21 protein-coding genes are annotated in these 21,021 nt (G+C 67.4%); 8 read left to right on the top strand and 13 right to left on the bottom strand.

The genetic code is table 11. The annotated features are described in order from the left end of the window. Nucleotides 1-30: 30 nt before the first annotated feature. Nucleotides 31-2,016, bottom strand: coding sequence for an alpha-amylase MalA (gene malA / locus P0D77_RS06900; protein WP_277555545.1), 1,986 nt, complete (start codon nt 2,014-2,016; stop codon nt 31-33). Between the two features lie 166 nt (nt 2,017-2,182). On the opposite strand from malA, the gene P0D77_RS06895 reads away from it, so the two are divergent. Further along, nucleotides 2,183-2,668 carry a DUF7510 family protein gene (locus tag P0D77_RS06895; RefSeq protein ID WP_277555543.1) on the top strand — a complete coding sequence of 162 codons (486 nt, stop codon included), beginning with the start codon at nt 2,183-2,185 and terminating at the stop codon, nt 2,666-2,668. 16 nt (nt 2,669-2,684) lie between these two features. Here the strand turns inward: P0D77_RS06895 and P0D77_RS06890 are convergent, their stop codons facing one another. Further along, complete coding sequence (locus tag P0D77_RS06890; protein ID WP_277555752.1) at nt 2,685-3,800, bottom strand: glycosyltransferase family 4 protein; 1,116 nt, start codon at nt 3,798-3,800, stop codon at nt 2,685-2,687. Between the two features lie 141 nt (nt 3,801-3,941). Between P0D77_RS06890 and malQ the strand changes: the two genes are divergently transcribed. From malQ to P0D77_RS06875, 3 genes are all read left to right on the top strand, one after another. After that, nucleotides 3,942-5,435: a 4-alpha-glucanotransferase gene (gene malQ / locus P0D77_RS06885; protein ID WP_277555542.1), complete on the top strand. Its 1,494-nt coding sequence runs from the start codon at nt 3,942-3,944 to the stop codon at nt 5,433-5,435. 130 nt (nt 5,436-5,565) lie between these two features. Continuing rightward, nucleotides 5,566-6,156, top strand: a complete 591-nt coding sequence (locus P0D77_RS06880; protein WP_277555541.1) for a flagellin — start codon at nt 5,566-5,568, stop codon at nt 6,154-6,156. Nucleotides 6,157-6,269: 113 nt separating this feature from the next. Next, nucleotides 6,270-7,007 (top strand): fumarylacetoacetate hydrolase family protein, encoded by a 738-nt coding sequence (locus P0D77_RS06875; RefSeq protein WP_277555540.1) that lies wholly within the window; start codon nt 6,270-6,272, stop codon nt 7,005-7,007. Nucleotides 7,008-7,093: 86 nt separating this feature from the next. On the opposite strand, the gene tpiA is transcribed toward P0D77_RS06875, so the two are convergent. The 5 genes from tpiA to hisC all read right to left on the bottom strand — a co-directional run bounded on the left by tpiA (nt 7,094) and on the right by hisC (nt 10,719). Further along, nucleotides 7,094-7,753 (bottom strand): triose-phosphate isomerase, encoded by a 660-nt coding sequence (gene tpiA / locus P0D77_RS06870; protein ID WP_277555539.1) that lies wholly within the window; start codon nt 7,751-7,753, stop codon nt 7,094-7,096. A gap of 100 nt (nt 7,754-7,853) precedes the next feature. Next, a complete protein-coding gene (locus P0D77_RS06865; protein WP_277555538.1) occupies nt 7,854-8,384 on the bottom strand; it encodes a multiprotein bridging factor aMBF1 in 531 nt (176 codons plus the stop codon). Between the two features lie 102 nt (nt 8,385-8,486). Continuing rightward, a complete protein-coding gene (locus P0D77_RS06860) occupies nt 8,487-9,104 on the bottom strand; it encodes a CDP-alcohol phosphatidyltransferase family protein (protein ID WP_277555537.1) in 618 nt (205 codons plus the stop codon). Beyond that, entirely contained in the window at nt 9,101-9,628 is a 528-nt protein-coding gene (locus P0D77_RS06855; RefSeq protein WP_277555536.1) for an adenylate kinase family protein, read from the bottom strand. The genes P0D77_RS06860 and P0D77_RS06855 overlap by 4 nt, the downstream gene beginning before the upstream one ends. After that, nucleotides 9,625-10,719, bottom strand: coding sequence for a histidinol-phosphate transaminase (gene hisC / locus P0D77_RS06850; RefSeq protein WP_277555535.1), 1,095 nt, complete (start codon nt 10,717-10,719; stop codon nt 9,625-9,627). Before hisC ends, P0D77_RS06855 begins: the two co-directional genes overlap by 4 nt. Nucleotides 10,720-10,842: 123 nt before the next feature. On the opposite strand from hisC, the gene P0D77_RS06845 reads away from it, so the two are divergent. After that, complete coding sequence (locus P0D77_RS06845) at nt 10,843-11,604, top strand: hypothetical protein (protein WP_277555533.1); 762 nt, start codon at nt 10,843-10,845, stop codon at nt 11,602-11,604. A gap of 6 nt (nt 11,605-11,610) precedes the next feature. On the opposite strand, the gene P0D77_RS06840 is transcribed toward P0D77_RS06845, so the two are convergent. From P0D77_RS06840 to hflX, 3 genes are all read right to left on the bottom strand, one after another. Continuing rightward, nucleotides 11,611-11,823 (bottom strand): hypothetical protein, encoded by a 213-nt coding sequence (locus P0D77_RS06840; protein ID WP_277555532.1) that lies wholly within the window; start codon nt 11,821-11,823, stop codon nt 11,611-11,613. A 39-nt stretch (nt 11,824-11,862) separates the two neighbouring features. Next, nucleotides 11,863-12,240, bottom strand: a complete 378-nt coding sequence (locus tag P0D77_RS06835) for a hypothetical protein (RefSeq protein WP_277555531.1) — start codon at nt 12,238-12,240, stop codon at nt 11,863-11,865. A 109-nt stretch (nt 12,241-12,349) separates the two neighbouring features. Further along, the gene (gene hflX / locus P0D77_RS06830) at nt 12,350-13,723 is read right to left on the bottom strand and encodes a GTPase HflX (protein WP_277555530.1); all 1,374 of its coding nucleotides are present in this window, start codon (nt 13,721-13,723) and stop codon (nt 12,350-12,352) included. A 315-nt stretch (nt 13,724-14,038) separates the two neighbouring features. Here hflX and P0D77_RS06825 point away from each other — a divergent pair, with 315 nt between their 5' ends. Then, the gene (locus tag P0D77_RS06825; protein ID WP_277555529.1) at nt 14,039-15,484 is read left to right on the top strand and encodes a S8 family peptidase; all 1,446 of its coding nucleotides are present in this window, start codon (nt 14,039-14,041) and stop codon (nt 15,482-15,484) included. A 57-nt stretch (nt 15,485-15,541) separates the two neighbouring features. Here P0D77_RS06825 and P0D77_RS06820 read toward each other — a convergent pair whose 3' ends face one another. Then, complete coding sequence (locus tag P0D77_RS06820) at nt 15,542-15,826, bottom strand: hypothetical protein (protein WP_277555528.1); 285 nt, start codon at nt 15,824-15,826, stop codon at nt 15,542-15,544. Further along, nucleotides 15,823-17,634, bottom strand: a complete 1,812-nt coding sequence (locus P0D77_RS06815; RefSeq protein ID WP_277555527.1) for a helicase HerA domain-containing protein — start codon at nt 17,632-17,634, stop codon at nt 15,823-15,825. The genes P0D77_RS06820 and P0D77_RS06815 overlap by 4 nt, the downstream gene beginning before the upstream one ends. A 129-nt stretch (nt 17,635-17,763) precedes the next feature. On the opposite strand from P0D77_RS06815, the gene P0D77_RS06810 reads away from it, so the two are divergent. Together P0D77_RS06810 and P0D77_RS06805 are read left to right on the top strand one after the other, a co-directional pair. Beyond that, nucleotides 17,764-18,240, top strand: coding sequence for a cation:proton antiporter regulatory subunit (locus P0D77_RS06810; RefSeq protein WP_277555526.1), 477 nt, complete (start codon nt 17,764-17,766; stop codon nt 18,238-18,240). Between the two features lie 68 nt (nt 18,241-18,308). Then, complete coding sequence (locus P0D77_RS06805; RefSeq protein WP_277555525.1) at nt 18,309-19,511, top strand: cation:proton antiporter; 1,203 nt, start codon at nt 18,309-18,311, stop codon at nt 19,509-19,511. A gap of 55 nt (nt 19,512-19,566) precedes the next feature. On the opposite strand, the gene dinB is transcribed toward P0D77_RS06805, so the two are convergent. After that, nucleotides 19,567-20,937 (bottom strand): DNA polymerase IV, encoded by a 1,371-nt coding sequence (gene dinB / locus P0D77_RS06800; protein WP_277555751.1) that lies wholly within the window; start codon nt 20,935-20,937, stop codon nt 19,567-19,569. Nucleotides 20,938-21,021 lie beyond the last annotated feature (84 nt).

The raw sequence follows: 21,021 nt of genomic DNA, 5'->3' as shown, positions 1-21,021 counted from the left end.
GCCGTGGTCGCCGGCGCGTCGCGGGTCGGGTTACTCCGCGACGGGCACGACGACGACGTCGGACACCGAGACGGTGCCGCCGTCGACGACTGTCTCGTCGGTCACGAGGTCGACGTCGCCGACGGCGGTGTCGACCGTGACGGACGCGGTGCCGTCTGCGAAGTTGAGGACCGTGACGACGGCCTCGCCGTCCTCCGCTTCGCGGCGGTACGCGACGACCGCGTCCTCGTCACCCTCGACGACGGAGAACTCCACACGCTCTAACGCCGCACGATGGGTCAGCGCCGGGTGCTCGTCGCGAAGCGCGAGCAGACGCTCGTAGTGTGCGTGGATGTCCTCGCGGACGTTCTCGTAGTCGAGTTGGTCACGTCGCCCGAGTTGGCCGGTCTCTTGCCCGGCGTACACCATCGGCGCGCCCGGCAGCGTGACGAGTGCCCCCGCGGAGGCGAACGCCGCCTCCTCGCCGTACGAGGAGAGGTAGCGCGTCTCGTCGTGGTTCTCCTGATACAGCATGAACGAGGCGTGGTCGGGGAAGCCGACGCGACGCCGTTCGTCGATGGCGTCGAGGATGGCCGTCGCGGGCTTGTTGCCGTCGCCCACCTCTCGGAGGGTGAACGCCGTCGTCGAGTCGAAGTGCATGTCGAACAGGCCCGCCTGGAAGTCGGGGATGTACGGGATGGTCTCGTCGAGGAGGAAGAACTCGGAGTCCATCGTCTTCACGCGGTCGTGGACCTCCGTCCAGAAGCCGTTGGGGACGGCCCACGCCATGTCACAGCGGAAGCCGTCGACCATCGGTGCCCACTCGTCGACGGCGTCCAGGAGGTGGCGGCGCACCTCCAACTCCGAGAAGTCGAAGTTGGCGATGAACTCCCACTCGAAGTACGTCCCCGGTTCGCCGTTCTCCTGCCACTCGTACCACGAGTAGTACTCGCTGTCGGGGTTGCCGTACGCGTCCTGGAAGAACGGGTGATCACGCGCAGAGTGGTTGCACACCAGGTCGAACAGGACGTTCATCCCGCGGTCGTGGGCGGCGTCGACGAGTTTCTGGTACTCCTCGCGGCCGCCCAGGTCCGCGGCGATCTCGAAGAAGTCGACGATGTTGTAGCCGTGCGGTGCGCCGTCGTGTTGGAGGACGGGAGTGAGCCACAGCGTGTCGATACCCAACTCGTCGAGTTCGTCGAGGCGTTTTCGGATCCCGGCGAGGCGGTTCTCGTCCTCCTCGGGGTCGCCGAACGCGCGGACGTAGATTTCGTAGATGCGCGAGTCGAGCGCCCACGCCGGCGGGTCGTACGGGCGGTCGACGACGATACTGCCGGCCGCCGCGGTGCTTGCCTCTGCCACGTCGACGCCGCCGTCGGTGACCTCCTCACGGCGGACGTCGATGGCGTCGGTCACGCCGTACGCTTCGTCGTTGACGGCGACGGCGTAGATGCGGGCCCGTGCCGGCAGGCGGTCGCGAGCGACGGTCAGCGTCCGCCCGTCGACGTGGATGTCGCCTTCGGTCAGGTCGTCACGGTCGTCGAGCATGAACTCGACGCGGGTGTCGTCGTCGTCGGGGTCGACCGACGCGTGGACGCGGAGGTACTCGTCGTCGAGTTCCGTGTCGAGGTGGACGCGCGGGCGTTCGAGACCTTCGCCCGCGCCACCGATACCGGCGCGTGCAGAGCCACTCTGCCCGCCCGAGCGACCAACGGCACTACCTGACCCAGAGAGGCCGCTCCCGGACGCGCCGCTGTGTCCGGAGACGCCGGTTCCCGACGAGGGACTGGTCTCGGCGTCGAACGCGCGCACGGTCAAGGTGTGGCTCGTGCCGCCGCCGGTGAGTTGCAGGACGTAGCGACCGGGGGCGTCCGGTGAGAACCACTGGACTGCTTCGTCGTCGTCGACGTCGACGTCGGAATCTGACGGTGCGGTGATGACACTCCATCGGTACTCGGTGTCAGGGTCGGGGTTGCGTGGTGCAAGTTCCACCGACTCGCCGACAGCACAGACGCGAGGGTGGCCAGGGTGTTCCATAGGCGGCCCAACGGATGGAGGTCGTTTTGGTCTTTCGGAGGCCGCCAATACCGGCAAACGATGGTGGAAGACCGTGACTATCGGTAGCTAACCACACGACGACGACGCTAGTTCGACGTGTCGACCACCACAAACCGATAAGTGGTGTCCCCTGAACAGTGGCTGTATGGACGACCCCGAGGACGCGACCGCGGTCAACGGCGACGTGGCCGAGACGGACGCGACCGCTTCCCCCGACGCCGACGCTGCCGACGAACCGGCCGTCTCGATCGACATCGAAATCGTCGACGGGCGCACCGTCATCCTCGTCGCCGGCGACCGTGACGCCGCCGTCGTCGTGGAGTCAGCCTCCGGCGAACGCATCTACCTTCCGCCGGAGGATTTCGAGCGCCCGCCCGCCTCCGCCGAGGACGCACGCCAAGACGCCTACGGCACGGGGCCGCGCCCCTCCGACAGCCCGTACCAGTCGGTCGAGAGCGATAGTCCGTATCAGTCGGTCGAACGCGACAGCCCCTACCAGTCGCCCGGTGAGTCGGACAGTCCGTATCAGCGTGGTGGGCCGGTCAGCGAACGGGCCGGACTCGAACCGACCGCCGACGGCTTCCGCATCGTCCACCCCGAACCGGTCACCGACATCAGGATCCTTCGATAACGGCCTCAGCGGGAACTTACGATCCGTCTGCCGATGCACCGTCCGCGTTCGCTGCTTCTTCCGCCGCTGTCTCGGCTGAGTTCTCGTCCGCCTCATCGTCCTCGCCGAGGATTCGCTCGTAGAAGGCCATATGTTCGTCTGCGACTTCATCCCACGTGCGCTCTTGGTACTCGATAGGCGTGTCCAGCGAGAGCGCGTGGTCGATGCCCGCCGCGATGGCGTCGGAGTTCGGGTCCACCTCGATGAGACAGTCCTCTGGCAACACCTCCGAGGCACCGCTGGGCCCGGCGACGACGCGGGTGCCGACCGACAGCGCCTCGACGATGGTGATGCCGAACGGTTCTGCGAGCGACGGCGAGACGAACAGATCCGCGCTGGCGTAGTAGTCGCCCAACTCCTCTTCAGGGAGATAGCCGACGAACTTCACCTGGTCTTCGATGTCGAGGAGTTCGACGAACCGCTTCAGTTGGTCGGTGAGGTGACCCGTCCCGCCGATGACGAGCGTCACGTCGTCGCGGCGGAGTTTCGGCAGCGCGTACAGCAGGTACGACAGTCCCTTCTGGTCGGTGTGGCGACCGACGAAAAACAGCATCTCGCCGTCGATACCGAGTTCGGCTTTCAGATCCCGGCCAGTCGTCTCGACGGTCGAGAAGCCGTTGTAGATGACGTCCGCCTCGCCGCCGTACTCGTGTGCGATCTTGCCGGCCGTGAACTCACTCACCGCGAGCAGGTGGTCCGAGCGGTTGACCACGCGCTGTTCGGTGCGCTTCTCGCGTTCGGGTGGCGTCGCGTTGCGGTCCGACGACAGCGAGTGGAAGGTGGTGACCCATTCGACGTCGTGACTGGCCTGTGCTCGCGACCCGGGGTTGTAGCCGAACCAGTCGTTCGTGTGGACGACGTCGGCGTCGGCGGCGTGGTCGACGAACGCACCCGAGAGGCGGCCGATCCGGGTGATGATGTCGCCGTCGCCGGTCGGGACGCCGTGGATGTTCTCGCGGCCCTCGGGGGCGTACTCCGCGGGCAACACCAACTCCATCTCGATACCATCGCGTGCGTCGAGGCGTTCGAACAGTTCGCCGACCGCTGTGTCGAGTCCCCCCGTCACGTTCGGGGGATATCCCCAGCCGAGCATCAGGACCTTGTACGGCATCGCGTTGGTCATCGTGGGACCGGTACTTAGTCGCTGGGCGTCTCCGTCGGCCACCCACGACGTGGGTATCGTGACGGACCACAGACCAGATAGTTGATACAGGCCCCGGTGTAACGCCCTCATATGCGATTCGACCGCCGGAGCGGCGTCCTTCTACACCCCACCGCGTTCCCGGGCGACCACGGGATCGGTGACCTCGGTGCGGGCGCACGCTCGTTCATCGACTTCCTCGACCGTGCAGACCAGAGTGTCTGGCAGATCTGTCCACTCGGTCCGACCGCTGGCATCCACGGCCACTCGCCGTACCAGACGTACTCGGGATTCGCGGGCAACCCCCTGCTCGTCGACCTGCACGACCTCGTCGACCGCGGGTACCTCGACGAGAGCGACCTCGACACCGCTGGCGCCGACTTCTCGCCGCACGAAGTGCACTACGACGCCGCGGAGTCGTTCAAACTCGACCGACTCCGTACCGCCTTCGAGCGGTTCCGCGCCGACGGCGACGCCGACGAACACGAGGCGTTCGCCGACTACCGCGAGGAGGAGTCCAACTGGTTGGCCGACTACACGCTGTTTCGCGCGCTCAAACGCGAGTTCGGCGGCGACCTCTGGACGAACTGGCCGGAGGACGTTCGGACGCGTGACCCCGACACCCTCGCGACGTACCGCGACGAACTCGCCGACGAGGTCGCATTCCGTGCGTTCTGTCAGTGGGTGTTCGACCAGCAGTGGTCCGCCGTCCGCGCGTACGCGAACAAACGTGGAATCCGCATCCTCGGTGACCTACCCATCTACGTCGCCCTCGACTCCGCAGACGTGTGGGCCGCCCCCGAGGCGTTCGACCTAACCGACGACAACCGACCGGCCGCCGTCGCGGGCGTCCCCCCGAATACGGGCGACAGCGGCCAGCGCTGGGGTAACCCCGTGTACGACTGGGGCCGCCTCGCGGAGACGGGCTACGAGTGGTGGCTCGACCGCCTCCGCCGCCTGTTCTCGATGGTGGAGTACGCCCGCCTCGACCACTTCAAGGGGTTCGACGCATTCTGGGCCATCCCCGCCGACAGCGACGACCCCGCCGCCGGCGAGTGGCGCGAGGGGCCGGGGCACGACTTCTTCGAGGCCGTCCGCGCGGAGTTCGGCGACCTCCCGTTCGTCGCCGAGGACCTGGGCTTCCTCGACGAGGGGAGCGTCGGTCTGCGAGAGGCGTTCGACCTGCCGGGGATGCGCGTGCCGCAGTACGCCGACTGGTGCCAGCAGGGCCACCTCTACCAGCCGATGCACTACCCCGAAGACAGCGTCGCGTACACCTCGACACACGACAGCGACACCGTCGTCGGCTACTACGAGGACCTCGGCGGCGAGCAACGCGACTGCCTCCACTACAACCTCGGCACCGACGGGAGCGACATCGCGTGGGACATCATCGAAGCGGTGTGGAACTCGAACTCGACGCTCGCGATGACGACGATGCAGGACCTCCTGCGTCTCGACAGTCACGCCCGGTTCAACACGCCCGGCACGGGACAGGGCAACTGGGACTGGCGTGTGACCGACGACGGCCTCGACCCCGACATCGCGGACCACCTCGCTCGCGTCACGGACGCGACTGTTCGCTGAGCCGACACGGTCTGGTGGGCGACCCGGCTGTCCAATATTCAACGCTGATTTTTTGCGGCTGAGGTATATGTAGGGGAGCACCTTCCGCAGTAGTAACCGCCGTGCGAGAGCGGGCGGGAGCACAACACAGATGTTCGAGTTCATTACGGACGAGGAAGAACGGGGGCAGGTTGGTATCGGGACACTCATCGTGTTCATCGCGATGGTGCTCGTGGCAGCGATTGCTGCGGGAGTCCTGATCAACACCGCCGGCTTCCTCCAGAGCAAGTCGCAGGAAACGGGTCAACAGAGTAGTAAGCAGGTCAGTAATCGGCTCCAGGAGGTCGTCACGACTGGGACGGTCGAGAACGGCGAGAACATCACCAAGGTCAACGTGACGGTGACGCAGGCACCCGGTGCCGGCGAGATCGACCTCTCGAATGCCACGATCAACTGGATCGGGCCGGAGGGTACCGAGACGCTGACGCACAACAGTTCCGGCGAGAGTGGCTGGCAGTTCTACACCTACGCGGTGAAGAACACGGACAGCTCAACGACCGTGCTCAACGACGCGGACGACCGCTTCAACATCGAGTTCGATCTCACGAACACGTCCGCCCCCAGCAAACTGGGCGAGGGCGAGGAAGTGACGATCAAGATCAACACGATGTCGGGTGCGACCACCACCATCCGCTTCACGACGCCCGAGTCGCTCGGGCAGAAGGAAGCCGTCGAACTGTAGCGCGAACACTCACGGTTCTCTCCTTTCGTTTTCCAACCGCCGAGCGGCCGCGCTGGGAGCGTCCCTCGGGCGACTCACAACGCCTAAGCCGCGACCGGTCCCAGTCGGCGTCGATGCGCTACGCTCGAATCCGTGACCCTGCCGGGACCGTCCGCCGGGGCACCTACGACGACGGAGTCGTGACCGCCGCGGGCGAGACGTTCGACACCAGCGACGACGACGTGGACCTTCTCGCGCCGTGTGAGCCGACGAAGGTGGTCTGCGTCGGCCTCAACTACGCCGACCACGCCGCCGAGCGGAACAAGGACGTCCCCGACCGTCCGCTGTTGTTCCTCAAGCCGCCGAACGCCGTCGCCGACCCTGACTCGACGGTGACGCTGCCCGCCGGGAAACAGCGCGTCGACCACGAGGCAGAACTCGCCGTCGTCATCGGCGAACAGGCACGAAATGTCGACGCCGCCGACGCGATGGACTACGTCGAGGGGTTCACCTGCCTCGACGACGTGTCGAACCGCGACGACCAAGACCGCGAGCAGAACTGGGTACGCGGGAAGGCGTTCGACGCCTCCGCCCCAATCGGCCCGTGCATCGCCGACGCCGACGACGTTCCGGCCGACGCCGCGGTCGAACTCCGCGTGAACGGCGAGACGAAGCAGTCGTCCTCGCGCGACCAGTTCATCTTCTCCGTCCCGGATCTCATCGAGGAGATAACCACGTATCTGACGCTGGAACCGGGCGACGTCATCTCGACGGGGACGCCCGCGGGCGTCGGAGCGCTCTCGGACGGTGACCACGTCGAGGTGGAGGTCGAGGGCGTCGGCGTCCTCGAACACGACGTTCGACAGGGCTGACAGGCGCCTAGCCGAGGTTGCGGTCGTCTCTCTGTACTGCCGTTCTTCTGAAGAAGCGACGAGAACGAGGGGACGGATACGTCCGCTTACAGCCCGGAGACGAGGTCGCGCAACACCGCCTCGGGGTCGTCGGCCTTCGCGACGCCCGACGCGAGGAGCACGCCCGTCGCGCCCAACTCGCCGGCGGCGGCGACGTCTTCGCCCGTCGAGACGCCCGCGCCACAGAACAGGTCCACGTCGGGGTCGACCGCCTCGACGGCGGCGACGGAGTCGGTGACGATAGCGGGGTCGGCGCTGGCGACGGACACGTCGCCGCCGATGAGTTCCGGCGGTTCGACCGCGACCGCGTCGGGACCGAGTGCGGCCGCCGCCCCCGACTGCGCAGGGTTGTTGGCGCAGACGACCGTCTCCAGACCGGCGCGCTCGGCGGCCTCGAGCGAGGCGTCGATGTCAGCGAGTTTCAGGCGGTTCTCCGAGTGATTGATCAACGTCCCGGTCGCGCCCGCGTCGGCGACGGCCTCCGCGAGCGTCGACCCGGTGTGACTGCCGTGCTCGACGGGCGAGACGTGTTGTGCCCACGTCTCGACGCCGGTGTCGGCGACTGCCGAGAGGTGCGCAGCCTGCGGGGCGACGGCGACGCGCGCGTCGGTGTCGGCGGCGACGGTCGCACACGCCTCGGCGATCTCGATCGGGTCACACGGGTACGCCTTCAGGTTGACGAGGATCAGCGTCTCCGAATCGGACATACGTGTCACCTCACGGCGGCGGCACAAAAGTCGCGTCGATGTTGACAGCCGTTGCGTCGGTCGGTGGTGGTCGACGAAGGTGGATCCGTACCGGTTGCGGTCAGTTGTCGTTTCGCTTGACGACGTCGCCGAGGGTCATCCCGCCCGAGGAGGAGCTTTCCCAGTCGGCGTCGTCGACGTCTTCGCCCTCAACGAGCGAGATGCCGAGTTTCTTCTCGAGTTTCTTCTGGACGTCGTCGGACGGGAGGATGTCTCCGCGCTCCAGTTTCCGGATGACCGACGCCTTCTCGTTGATGTCTTGTGCGAGTTCTTCCTGACTCATTCCGGTCGACTCGCGGGCCTGTCGGATGCGGGCGTCGTAGTCTGCGGTGACCGTCTCCATATCGTCGAACATGTCGCGGCGGCGCCGTGACGACGAGGAAGACGAGGAACTCGACGAGTCCGACGAACCCGACGAACCCGATGACGAGGACGACGAGGTGGAGTACTTCGTCGACGCCGAGGAGGAACTCTCCGTGCGGACTTCTGTGCCGAAGTCGGCGCAGCTGTCGCACAGCTCGAGCTCCGCGCCCTCGACTTTCGTGGTGGTGAGCGACGCTTTCTCCGCGCCGCACATCTCACACTGGGGCATACACCCTCCTAGCGCGCTGGCCGGTATAAAAGGTGTGCCACGCCGCCGAACCGCGGGATGCCGACGAGGCTGCAGACAGATGGGGACGCGATGGTCGATTCGTCAGTTCAGGTCGCTCCACGCGCCCCAGAACCGCTGGAGCGCAGTGAGGTGGCCGACGACCGCGAACACGACGAGCAGAATCGCCACAAGGCCCAGTCCCGCGACGAGTGGGCCGGGGACGAACGCGACGGCGACGCCGACGACGCCGACGAGTGCGAGGCGGTCGGCCCGCCCGAGCAAGCCGCCGTACTCGCGGCCGATGCCGACGGCCTGTATCTGCGTGCCGAGGTACGACGTCATCAGCACACCAGTCACGGCGGCGAGACCGAGGCCGTAGCGACCGATGCCGGCTGCCAGTCCCACCAGCACCGCGATGTCGGCGTAGCGGTCGAGGACGTGGTCGAGTAAGTCGCCGCCCGAGGAGTCGGTGCCTTGCGCCCGTGCGAGTGCGCCGTCGACGAGGTCGAGCCACCCGTTCAGGAACACGAGCACCGCGCCCGCGACGTAGTACAGCGGTGCCTCCGTCGGCGGCGCGAGGCCAAAGGCGACGCCCGCCGCGACCGCACACGCGAACGCGATGACGCTCACACCGTCCGGCGAGAGGCCGACCGCATCTGCCGCGCGGACGAACGGCGACAGTCCCTTCTCGGCGACGGGTCTGAGTTGGTCGAGCGTCATAGGTACTCCACGTAGTCCACCTCGCCCGCCGACGGCTCACGGTCGCCGTCGAGGACGCGGCCCAGTTCGGCCGCGACCCACTTCGGGTCACGGTCGGTCGTCTCGATTTCGTAGACGTGCTCCTCGCCGAAGCGCTCGACGGCCTCCCCGAGAATGACGTCGAGCGCCTCGCTCTCGCGATTCTCACGGGCGCTCGCCTCGCTCTCACCACGCTCGATCAATCGCTGTTCGAGGATGTCGGGCCGACACCGGAGGACGGCCACCGCGTCGGCGTCGAGGTGGTGCGCGAGGTGGGAGTCGACGACGCCCGACCAGTCGCCCAGGTGGGCTTCGACGGCGTCGAAGTCGGCGACCAGCGAGTCGCGTTCCTCGTCGCGGTCGGCGTACAGTCCCTCCTCGCGGATGGCGTCGTTGAGGTGGACGACCTCGACACCGCGTTCCGACGCGAGCAGGTCCGTCGCGGTCGTCTTTCCCGTTCCGGGCGTGCCCGTGACGGCCAGCCGGGTGATGGCGTCCCCGCTCACACCTCGGCCCCGAGGTCCAACTCCACGAGTATCTCGTTCAGCGTCTCGACGGCCGTTCGCGTCTCCGCCTCCGTTCCGCAGGAGACGCGAACGCACTCCGGCAGGCCGAACGACCCGGTGTCGCGGACGATGACGCCCCGTTCCTGTGCGCGTTCGGCGACCGCCGCGCCGTCGCCCACGTCCGCGAGGACGAAGTTGCCCGCGCTGTCGACGGTGGGCGCGTCGAGTTCCTCGGCGATGTACTCGCGGGCCCACACGGCCGACTCGACGCTCTGGTCGACGTGGTCGTCGTCGTCGAGGGCGGCACGCGCCGCATCGAGGGCGACGGCGTTGGCCGCGAAGGGCGTGTTCACGCGGGCGTACGCGTCGGCCCACGCCTCGGGCACGAGTGCGTAGCCGATGCGGAGTCCGGCGAGGCCGTACGCCTTCGAGAAGGTGCGCGTGACGGCGACGTTCTCGTAGTCGTCGAGTAGCCCCGCCGCAGAGGGCGTGTTGGTGTACTCGCCGTACGCCTCGTCGACGACGACGAGCGTCTCCTCGTCGACGCCCTCCAGCAGTGCGACCAGTTCATCGCGCGGGAACTCCGTCCCCGCGGGGTTGTGCGGCGTCGTGACGTAGACGATACGCTCGCCGTCGTAGGCGTCGAGGACGCCCTCAGCAGTCTGCGTGAAGCCGTCTGCCTTCGAGAGCGGGTACGTCGCCACCTCGCCGTGGTGGTAGCGGGCGGTCATCGGGTAGTACGCGAACCCGGGGTCGGGAACGAGCACCTCGTCGCCGGGCGCGAGCATCGCCCGCGAGAGGTAGTCGAGCGCACCGTCAGCACCGGGCGACACCCACACCTGTTCGGGCGCGAGGTCCCACTTCGTCGCCAGCGCCTCGGTGAGGTCCGTGTGAGCGGCCTTCGGGTAGACGTGGGCGTCCTCGGTCGCGGCCTTCGCGGCCTCGATTGCCTTCGGCGACGGGCCGAACGGGTTCTCGTTCGAGGAGAGTTTCACCAACTCGTCGGGGTCGAGCCCCAACTCGCGGGCCACCTCCTCGACGCCCTGCCCCGGCACGTACGGGGAGTTCGCCGAGAGGTCGCGTGTGTTCATGCGAGGAGGAAGTGGTGGACGCTTCTTAAGCGTGCTCACACCGGGCGGCCGGACGCGGTTTGGCTAGCACAGCGTCCGTCTGCGGCCCGCGGATTCACTTCCGTCGAACGCCTACGTCTCTCGATGACCGACAGCGATCCGGCGGCACACCGGGAAGAAGCGGTCCGTGCGCTCGTCGATCGCGACCCCGCCCGTTCGGGCGACCTGTACAGTCTCGTCGGCCGAGGCGTCCTCGCCGGGCGCGAGGCCGAGGGACACGACCGTGACCTCCTAGCAGACGACGCCACGTACGCGGGCTACGGATTCCGGTATCTCTTGCTCGCGGCGTTCGCGTACCGAGCGGCGGGAAGCGACCGCCGCGCACGACTCCGCGCCCGCGAGGGCACCGCCGTCGCCGCCGACTACGCGAGCGTGTTCGAGACCGACGCCGAGCGTGCCTGCTGTTTCGAGGCGATGGGCGACTTCGGCGCGGCCGCCGGCCTCGCGGACGACGGGAGCGACGCCTACGACCGCGCCGTGGAGTTGTACCGCGAGGCCGACGAGTCGGACCCGCTCTCGCGGGCGACCGATCCGCTGTTCGAGGCGGTCAGACTCGGCCCCCAACAGGCCGCTCGCAACACCAGTCACCGCTTCGACTGGGACGACCTCCACGGCACCGACCCCAGTTCCGGCGAGTACCTCGTCCACCGGGCACGGTTCAAGCGGTCACGCGTGCCCGCTATCGCGTCGACGGTCGCAGAGGCAGGGTTCCTCGCGCCGCCGCGCGGGACGACCGAACACAACAACGCAGTGTACGTCTGCCCCGATTGCGGGCGCTCGGAGGTGAACTGGATCGCCGGGATGGAGGTGTGTCTCGACTGCGACGTGCCGATGCAAGAGAAGTGAGCGCGGTCACTCCTCGTCGCTTCCGGCGTCGCCGTCAGTGGGGCCGCGGTCGTTAGCGGGGTCGCCGGTCCGAAACACCGGCGGGTCCGGGCGGTCCATCAGGAAGAAACTCGCAGAACTGTTGGCGTACACGTCCAGCGCCCGGAGGACACCGATGTACACGCCCGTCGCGATGACGACGACCGAGACGAGGGCCGCGAGGAGGAGGTCGAGGACCATATCGACGGATCACGGATCGCACCAATCACCGTTTCGGTGTCATATTCCCAACGTGCGTCGCACCCGCGAGAGCAGTCCATCGTCCCCACCGAACAGTTCGCGCTCGACGGCGTCGAGTTCGTCCTCGCCGAAGCGGTCGTCCGCCCGCGCTTCGATCAGCCAGTCGCGCCACTCCTCGTCGGTGAGGACGCCACGCGACTCCGGCCCCCACTGCTCGACCAGTTCCTCGCGACCCTCGAACGGCACGTCCATATCGCCGCCGCCCCAGTAGAGCGGGACGAGTTTGAAGCGGTACTCCGGGTGCTCTAGCGGGACGAACCGATACGGGTAGCCGTTGAACGAGAAGACCTCATCCTCCGTGACCGTCTCGCCGGAGGGGAGTTCCAGCGTCGGCGTCACCGCACGCGAGTCACTCATACGCGGGAGAAGGATAGGCGGAGGGATGTGCCTTCGGCCCGCTACCGGCCCTCGGTAATCGCGCGGACGACGGCCCCCAACCGACGACTCCCGAACGACGGCCTCCGACCTACGACCCTCCGAGGTTGCCCGCGCGTCGACGGGCTTCCTCCACGACGGCCGGCCGTCCGGAGAACCGTATCTCGACCGTCTCACCACTGTAGGTGACCGCCGTGTCCCCGCGTTCGTGGAGCCACGAGACGAGCGCCTGCGTCTCGCCGGAGTTGGGGACGACGAACTCGGCCATCTCGCTCGGAAGCGCGTCAATGAGCGCCGTACGGAGGGCGTCACAGCCGTCGCCGTCACGAGCGCTGACGGCGACCGGGTCGCGCGTGTCTACCTCGGCCGCCGCGAGGACAGTCTCGACTGTCTCCAGTGCGGCGGCCCGTTGGTCGGCGTCGAGGCGGTCGACTTTGTTCACGACCGGAATGACCGGACCGCTCGCGTCCGCGGCGAGGACGTCCACGGTCGTCGCCAGTCTGCGTTCGAGCGTCTCGGCGTCGGCGCTGGCGTCGACGACCGCGAGGACGACGTCGCTCGTGCCAATCTCGTCGAGCGTCGCCGAGAACGACCGCACGATGTCGTGCGGCAGGTCCGCGACGAGGCCGACCGTATCTGTGAGCAGCACTCGCCGCCCGTCGACGGTCGCCCGCCGCGTCGTCGTCTCTAGCGTCTCGAACAGGCGATCCTCGACGCTCGCGGTCGTGGCGAGGTCTGCGTGGTCGCTCTCCCCGCCGCCCGCCGCGTCGTCATCGTCGCCTCCCGCATCGCCGTCGCCACCGGCGTCACCGTCCGACTCCGGGCTGTCGAGGTCGTCGGCGAGTCGTCGCAACAGTGTCGACTTCCCGGCGTTCGTGTACCCCGCGAGTGCGACGAGGTCGAACCCCTCCTCACGACGCTTGCGGCGGCGGTCGGCCGCCGCGTCGGTGAGGTCCGCGAGTTTCGCCTCCAGGGCGTCGATGCGGCGCTTCGCGTCCAGCACCGGCGACCCCTTCTCGAAGAACGCCCGGTTCAGCGCCGACTCGCCTTCCATCCGCTCCAGTCGCGGGAGTTCGTACCGGAGGGTCGCGAGTCGAACCTGCGTCCGTGCGGCCGCAGAGCCGGCGCCCTCGGCGAAGATGTCCAGTACCAGTCGATACCGATCGACGAGCGTCGTCCCCGTCGGAAGCACGCCGAGGAGGTCGGCGTACTGCCCCGGCGAGAGCGACCCGTCGAAGACGACCGCATCCGCGTCGGCGTCGCTCACTGCTGCTGCGAGTTCCTTCGTCTTGCCCGTCCCGAGGTTGTACCGGAGGTCCTCGGCGCGTCGCTGTGTCACCTCGCCGACCACGTCGTAGCCGGCGGCCGCCGCGAGTCGCCGTATCTCTGTCGTGTCGGGTGTCGTATCCGCGTCGCGGGCGGCGATCACCGCTCGCCCGCCCGTCAGTCTGTCTCGTGTGTTCACTGTGTGTCGTGACCGCGCGTCCGCCGCCGTCGGAAGGGGAGTCCCGACGCGGGCGGGTCCGCGGCCGATCCGTCGGTCAGTCGTACCTCACGGGGGCGACCCCCGCCGCACCGACCGCCGCGTCCTCGCCGACGCGACAGTCAGCGGGACAGAGAAGTGGGCTCCATTGTCGACAGGTCGCTGTGACAGCACAAGAGAATTCCCCCGGTGTGAGTCATCATCTCATATTTCTCTCGGCTACAACGTGCAAACATCAATGTAGTTTTCTGAAATTTACAAACAACTAAGACATAATGTTTGTGTGATTGATATGGAATGGCAGACCACAGCAGGCGACGGGTCCTGAAAGGGATCGGTGCAACGGCCGCGGGTGTCTCTCTTGGCGTGGGATCGGCGAGTGCGTCGACGGCGGACGAACGGTTTCTGATCGACCTCGACGAAGTCTCCCGAAGTGAGGTTCCCGAGGACGTGGAGATCATCCACGACCTCTCGCTGTCGAACGTCCTCGTCGCACGCGGTGACCAGACAGACGTCGGGACGAGTACGGCGACGGCATCGGACCTGCGGATCGACCTGAGCGACGACGATACCGGCGCGGTTGTCGAGGAAGACGGCCCGGAGGCGTCCGGGTCGGGCGCGAGCCACAACCACGACGGGCCAGCGAGTAACACGGAACTCCAGTGGGACAAACGCGTACAGAATCTGAGCAACGACCAGACCGACAAGCCCGGCAACGGTCGCGTCGTCCACGACGTGTCGACGGGTGAGGGAACACGGATCGCGGTCGTCGATTCTGGCGTATACGACGGCCACCCGGACCTCGTGGACGTGGTCAACGAGGACCTCTCGGCGAACTTCACCACTGACTCGTTCGACTGGCGGCCCAGCGGTGCCGGCAACCACGGCACGCACGTCGCCGGGACTATCGCGGCGACGAACAGCAACGACGGCCCAGGCGGCGGCGTCCTCGGCACCGCACCAAACACGGAGATTGTCTCACTGCGGATGTTCTCTGGGCTGGAAGGATACGTCGGCGACGGATTGGCCGCGTGGGAGTATGCCGCTCAGATCGGTTGTGACGCGATCAACTACAGCGTCGGCTACACCGTCTCTGACACAGAAAAGTATCCGGGACTGCTACAACTAGAACAGATCATCAGTCAAGTCGCAACTGCGGTCCGATCCGAGGGGACGATTATCGTCAACTCCGCGGGTAACGCCGCGCTCGATATGGACGCCCCGAACCAACTCAGCCTCCCGACAGAGGCCGACGACGTGTTCGGCGTCGCTGCGACCGGCCCGATTGGGTTCAGTTGGGGGAATAAACACGACGACAACGAGGAGAAGTGGCTCGAGGGGAACGCACTCGAAGAGCCGACGAGCGAGCCTGCCGTCTACACGAACTACGGCGATGCAGTCGACGTCAGCGCCGGTGGCGGCAACTACGACCTGGCGGAGATCCAAGCGGGGAACACGAAAGCGTACAACGACCTCGTGTTTTCGACGATCAACACGACCGACCAGGACGGGAACGTCGTCGCCGGGTACGGCTGGAAAGCGGGCACCTCGATGGCCGCACCACAAGTCGCCGGCGCTGTCGCACTCGTGAAGTCGCTGCGCCCCGACGCGACCCCCGACGAGGTGGAGGGGCTCATCCAAGAGACCGCCAGTATGCCCGACGAAGGCGAGCGGTACCACGGCGCTGGTCACCTCGATCTGGAAGCGCTCGTGCGTGCCGCAGACGGGAACGGCAGGGAGTAACCGAAGTCGAAGGGCACCAACAAGTAATGGCGTGACCGCCCCGTCCGCTCTCGGTCTCTACTCGTCGACCGCGTCGATCCGGTAGTGTTCGGCGTCCTGTCGGACGAGGTCTGCCGTCTCGCGCATACTCACGACGTAACCGGTCGGACTCCGTTCGAGTTCGTGTGCCGCGTTCACCCGGACGAGATTCCCGATCAGTTGCGCCGTTGGTGGCTTCTGTGCCGCACCGCAGTCGTAGATGGTGAGGAGTTCGTTGCCGTCGTCCGTCTCGTAGACGATGACGCGAGCGTGTGGTGCCAGCCGCCAGCGGTCGTCGCCGCTGGGCGGCAGTTTCAGCGTCACGGCGACAGATCCGGATTCAGCCCCGCGCGGGCTTCAATCTCGGCGACGACCTCGACGAGGTCCTGTTCGTCAGTGTGGTCGCCGTACACCCGACGCACGAGGTCGGGCAGGACGTACTCGTACTCGCCTTTGCTCCGATGTTCGACGAACCCCGCCCGGCGGAGCACCTTGTTGCGGGCGTACGCGTACCGGCGGTCACCAGAGCCGTCGGCCGAGAGGTGTGCCTCGACGGGTGTCGTGCGCCCAGCGCGCCGATAAGCGGCGAGCATCTCGCGGGTCACGCCCTCCAGCGACTCGACGGCACGGACGAACCCCGCGACCACCGCCTTCCGGTGTCGGAGTTCGTCGCCGTCGAGGAACGCCGTCGCGTCCTCTATCTCGTTGAACCCCGACCGCGACCGCGCGGGGGAGATGTCGACGCCGTCGGTCTCGGGGACCGCCGCCGCGACGCGGTCGGGACTCGCGCCGACGTTTGCATCCGATTCACTAGACCCGTCGGACGCCTCGACCTCGGCCGCCGACTCGCCGTTGGTCGCCGCGGTTGCGACGGCTCCGCCACCGACGCCGACGTCCTCGCCGTCGCCAGCGGTGGCCTCGGGTCGCTCGTAGTCGTACAGTTCCGACTGGTCGTCCGCCAGTCTCCCCTCCTCGCCGGGGTCGTCGTCGCGGCGTTGGGGTTCGGGGGCCGAGTCGTCCGACCCGCTGACGCCGTTCGCCTCACGAGCGAGGTTGCGCCCGCCGCCGCCGCGATACGGGGCCTCGGCTTTCTGGAGCAGCGCCTGCGCGAAGGTGTCGGCCATCTCCGACATATCCTGCGCCTCCTCCAGTTCTCGCTCCAACTGCGTGATGCGCTGCTTCTTCTTGTCGAGTTCCTGCCGGAGGTCCGCCAGTTCCGACTCGGTCCGCTCGCGTTCGTCGGTGATGGTCTTCAGTTCCGAGACCAGGTCGCCCGACACCGACTTGAGGTCCGGTCGCTCGAAATCGTCGAGGCCGGGCGTCGCGCCCGCGTCGAACGTCTGCTTGCGGTGGAACTGCACCCGTCGGATGGACTCTGCCCAGTCGGTCATCAGGAACGACTCACCGTCGTCTAAGTCCTCGACTGCGTCGCCGTACTCGCTGCCGAGGATACGAGAGACGACTTTCGTGTCGTTGTCCCAGGTGAGGCGGTGCCAACAGAGCCAGTCGCACTGCGTTATGAAGTCCTTCTTGACGTCGGCGGGGCGCTGGGAGATGCCGACGATACCGAGGCCGTGTTTGCGGCCGCGCTTGCCGATCTTGATGAGGGTCTTGCCCGTCTTGTCCATCCCTGCACCCTCGGGGATGTACTCGTGGCACTCCTCGACGAGCATCAAGAACGGCTTCTTCAGTTTCTTCTCTTTCGCGAACAGTTGCCGCGCCGTCTCGCGGATGAGTTTCGATCCCTCCTCCTCGTCGAGGTAGCCCGAGACGTCGAGGATGATGGGGACGTTCTGTTCGAGCGCCAGCGACGCGATCTTCCCGGCGTGTTCCGCCGACACTTGGATGTCACACTCCTCGTCGGCGCCGACGTGGAGCACCTCGAACTCCTCTTTCAGCCCGTAGTACTCGCCGTCGCTGTCGACGATGAGAACGGGGAAGTTGTTTTCCAGCAGTTTCTCGATGACGACCGACGCCGTGTTCGACTTCCCGCTGCCTGACTTGCCCGTGATGAACCCCCGGCCGGTCAGAATCTCGACCACCGGGAGCGAAATCGGCGTGCCGGCGGACAGACCCGACTCCCCGCCGACCCCGTCGCTCACGTCCGCGACGGTGATAGTCTCCTCGCTCATTACACATGTGTCGCCACTACCTCGGCTTAATCCCGCCGCCTCCGTCAGACATACGTCAGACATAATTGGGATGTCCAAGCGGACGCCGTGGACCCGAACAGCGATGTGGTCCGGCGACGATCCACGAGTATGCGGATCACCGAGACGGAACTCCCCGGCGTCGGTCGGCGCTACACCGCGTCGTTTCCCGACGGCAGTCAGTTCGTCATCGTTCACGGGAACGACGGCCGCCGTCGGACCTACTGGCGGGGCGACCGGGACGGCGACAGCGAACCGCTGTTCGAACTCACCGAGTCACAGGCGCGGAAGGTAGCCGAACTGTTCGAGGGAAGCTACTTCACCCCAGTGGCGGCAGACCTCGACGAGGCGTTCGAGGACGCCCCGATCAGGTGGGTCGAAGTCGGCGCCGACTCGCCGCTCGCGGGCCGAACGATCCGCGAGGCGCGGCTCCGCACAGAAACGGGCGTGTCGGTCCTCGGAATCCGCCGCGACGACGGACTGATCTCGAACCCCGACCCCGACACGCGGATCGAAGGGGGCGATACGCTCGTCGTCGTCGGCACCGGAGACGCGTACGACGAACTCAGCCGCTTCCTCTCCGGCTAGAAGTCGACGCCACGTCGAAACGGGCCGATCGCCGACAGCTATTCCACCCCCGCCGTCGGGGCATATACGTGGACGGACTCGGCCTCCTCCTCACGGTGGGCATCCTCTTCACGGCGCTGGCGCTCGCTGGCGCGATCGCACAGCGGGTGGGCCAGTCGGTCATCCCTGCGTACATCCTCGTGGGAGTGCTCGCCGGCCCCGCCGCTCCAGCGGTCGCCGGCCGCTCGCTCGCGCTCCTTCCGAGCGCAGAACCGTTGCGACTCCTGGCGGATCTGGGAGTGGTGCTACTCCTCTTTTTCGTCGGGGTAGAGTTGAGCCTCGAACAGTTGTTCTCGAACCGAACACGGTTCCTCCGTGCAGGCGTCGCCGACGTCGGCATCAGCCTCCCGCTGGGGTTTTTGCTCGGGATCGCCTTCGGATTCACGTGGCTGGAGGCGGGCTTTCTCGCGCTGATCGTCTTCAACTCCTCGACGGTGATCATTGCGAAGTCGCTCGTCGACCTCGGCTGGATCGCCGACGTCGAGAGCCGGGCGATCCTCGGCGTGGTCGTGATCGAAGATGTGGCGACCGCCCTCGGGTTCGCGGTGTTGTCGGCACTCCTCGCCGGCGGGACCGACCTGTCCGGACTGGTCGTCTCCATCGGACTGTCGACGGCGTTCTTGATCGCGCTCGTCGCCGCCGCGTACTACGGCGCCGCCGCTCTCGACCGGGCGTTCGAGGCTGCGTCCGGCGAGTTGTTCCTGCTGGGCGTCCTCGGCGTCGGCGCACTCGTCGCCGGCGCAGGCCTCCTCGTCGGCGTGAGCGAGGCGGTCGCGGCGTTCCTCGTCGGTACCGCCTTCGGTCGGACGAGCCACGTCGGGCGGGTCCGCCGGCTACTCGCCCCGATTCGCGACCTCTTCGCGGCAGTGTTCTTCGTCGTGATCGGCCTCCAAACCGACCCCCGACTACTCGCGGCGACGCTCGTGCCGGTCCTCATCGCTGCCGTCGTCACCACAGCTGGCCAACTCGTGAGCGGCACCCTCGCCGGGCGGGCGTACGGCCTCGACACCCGTCGTGCTGTCAGGGTAGGGTGTGCGCTGACCCCGCGTGGGGAGTTTTCGCTCGTAATCGCGGCGTTTCTCGTGACAGCTGGAACCACGCCGGCGCTCAGAGACACCATCCCGTCCTTCACCGTCGGTTACGTGCTGGTGACGAGTGTCCTCGGAACGGTGTTGATGCGCAACGCCGACCGGATCACGGCGGTGCTTCCCAGTCGAATCTCCGGGTCGTGACCGACGACCGATGGGGAACCCACGCCCGCGGTCCCGCGTGCCCGCATCTAACCGCTCACTCGAACGCGTCGAGGTCGACCTGCCCACGACGGCGACGGTCCCGCCGCTCGCGCCAGGCGTCCGGGTCGCCCTCGTTGGCCCACTCGTCGAGGGTCGTGTCACCGTCGACGGCCCGGCGGGTCACGCCTTCGCCCGCATCTTCGGTGTCTCCAGTCTCGTCCGCCTCGCCCGCCGCCGACACATCCTCGTACCCGCCGAGCGTCGCCTGATCTTCGGCGGCGAACGACAGATTTGACACCCTGACGCCGAGTTTCCGCACCTCCTCGCCCTCGAACTCGGTGAGCAAGTCGAGGGCCACCGCTTCGACGAGGTCGGGATCGTCCACGGGCCCCGACAGCGATTCCGCCCGCGTGTTCACGTCGAACGGTGGGCGCACCACCTTCACCCCGATGGTGCGGTACATCGCCCCGCGCGACCGGGCGCGGTCGGCCACGTCCGCCGCGAGCGTCCGGATCGTCTCGCGTTTCGTCTCCTCGTCGTCGGTTCGCCCGGCCGACTCCCGCGAGAGCGACTTGGGGCGGCCCGTGGGCGTCACCTCGCGGTCGTCGCGGCCGTTCGCGCGGTCGTGGAACTCCCGCCCCCGAGAGCCGAATCGTGCTTCCAGTTCTGCAGGGTCGGCCGCGGCGAGGTCGCCCGCCGTCTCGATGCCCATCTCGGCGAGGTCGCTCGCGGTGACGGGGCCGACGCCGTGGATGTCCAAGACGGGGAGGGGTGCGAGGAACTCGGCCACCTCGCCGGGACGGACGACCGTGAGCCCATCCGGTTTGTCGAAGTCGGAGGCGACTTTCGCGGTCGCCATATTCGGCGCGACGCCGACGCTGGCGGGGACGCCCGCCTCGCGTTCGATCCGTTCGCGGACGTGCCGGGCGAACCCCTCCGCGAGCGTTCGCTCCCCGCCGGCGTCGTCGTCGACGACCGTCCACGCCGTGCGGTCGGTCACGTCGAGGTACGCCTCGTCGATGCTCACCTCCCGAACCGTGTCGGCGACGTCGTGGAGAACGGCCTTCACCTCCGCCGCGACCTCTTTGTAGTAGTCCATATCGACGGGGCGGTAGTAGCCCGCGTCCGCCGGGTCCGGAGCGGCGGCGGCGGCGGCGTCGGCGTCCGCCATCCGCGGGAGGCGTTCGAGCGCCTGCGAGATTGGCTGGGCCGACTCGACGCCGTACGCGCGGGCCTCGTAACTGGCGGTCGCGACCGCGCCGATAGTGTCGCCGGGTTCGTAGCCCATCCCGACGACGACAGCCGCTCCCGCGAGTACCGGCTCTTTCAGGCGCTCACACGAGGCGTAAAAGCAGTCCATATCGACGTGTAAGATCACGCGCTCCCCACCCTCGTCGGTCGGTGCGCCGGGGAGCGTCTCCTCCATACTCGCGATCTGTCGTCGACGACCGTCAACGTTGCCCGTCCGCGGTGAAAGTGAAGCGGCGACGCCGTCGTGTTGCTCCAGCGG

This window comes from Halobaculum limi, assembly GCF_029490015.1.
GTDB lineage: Archaea > Halobacteriota > Halobacteria > Halobacteriales > Haloferacaceae > Halobaculum > Halobaculum limi.
This window is presented reverse-complemented; position numbering and strand designations above follow the sequence as displayed.